Source organism: Streptomyces sp. NPDC006624, assembly GCF_040611555.1.
In the GTDB taxonomy this organism is placed as follows: Bacteria; Actinomycetota; Actinomycetes; order Streptomycetales; family Streptomycetaceae; genus Streptomyces.
The window spans coordinates 1-1,100 of the sequence record NZ_JBEXOM010000097.1 but is presented as its reverse complement, the minus strand read 5'-3'; the positions used below and the strand labels follow the sequence as shown (position 1 = coordinate 1,100).

The window sequence follows — 1,100 nt, the reverse complement described above, 5'->3', positions numbered from 1 at the left end:
CCGGGTTGGCGGTCGGCGTGGTGCCGCGGAAGGTCGCCTGCACGTTGCTGTAGTCGCCGGCCGGCGCACCGACCGCGGTGAAGACGTCCAAGATGCGCAGGGTCTCGTTAGCGCTGAGGTTGACCACCTGCGCGTTACCCAGTTGCGAACCGGAGGTGTCGCGCAGCTGCCAGGTCACCTGCACCGGCTCGTTGATCGAGGCGACGAAGCAGTTGCTCTGATAGCCCGGCGACGCCGCCTGCCGGCGCAGGCCGGTGACCACCGATTCGTTGGCGCCGCTGGCGAACGAGCCGATCTTGAACGCCTCCACCGAGAATCCGGTGCCGGCGAAGGACTGGATGCGGCTGAAGGCCGAGATCGGAATGTTCGCCGCGCTCTGCTCGACCAGGGCGAGCTGGCCGTAGTTGCTGGTGGCGCTGACCGGCACCGCGCAGAAGTCGGCGAGGTTGCCCGACACCACCGCGTTGGGCGCGATGCTGAGCGTGGTGCACGGACGCTCGCCGGCGAACGGCGTGCCGGGCGCTCCGTAGTAGGTCATCTTGACGCTCGCGGTCGCGGTGCCGGCGTTGCGCACGGAGATCGTCGAGGAATAGCTGGAGCTATTCACCACCAGTGGAAGGCGCAATACGGTGCCATAGCCATCTGCGGTTTGCGCCATGACAGGGCCGCTCAGCAACGCCGCGGCCAACAGGCAATACGTACGAAGGGCTTTCATAGCAGAGTCCTCTCTCGTCCATATCAAGGCCATGGGCGGGCGCCCATGGGCGTGCGCTCCGGCCCGCACTCGCTTGGGGACCGGAACCCGAACAACGCGCAAGGCGTTGCGGTGCTGCGCGACGGCCGGCGCTACTGATCGATCAGCCGGTCCGGGAAAGGTCGTTGGCCGGCGAGGATGGCGACGATTTCGTCGCGGCCGATGCCGTAGATTTTCGATATCGCCTCGGGCTGGTCGCGCATCTGCTGCAGGCGCTGGCGTTTGAGTTCCTCGCGCGCGCCCGGCGACAGCGCCAGGCCCTGGTTGTAGACGATCTCGTGCTGTTTTCCGTCGGGGCCCTTATAGCTTTGCGGCGGCTGCGCCGCGGGCGCGGCGCTGCGCACGG

2 protein-coding genes are annotated in these 1,100 nt (G+C 67.5%); both read right to left on the bottom strand.

Annotation, left to right across the window (positions count from 1 at the left end; genetic code table 11):
• Positions 1-715, bottom strand: a 715-nt coding sequence (locus ABZY20_RS37420) for a hypothetical protein (RefSeq protein ID WP_356448023.1), incomplete at its 3' end; no start/stop codon positions are given.
• Positions 716-846: 131 nt separating this feature from the next.
• Positions 847-1,100 (bottom strand): hypothetical protein (locus ABZY20_RS37415; protein ID WP_356448022.1); only part of this gene is annotated, 254 nt, incomplete at its 5' end.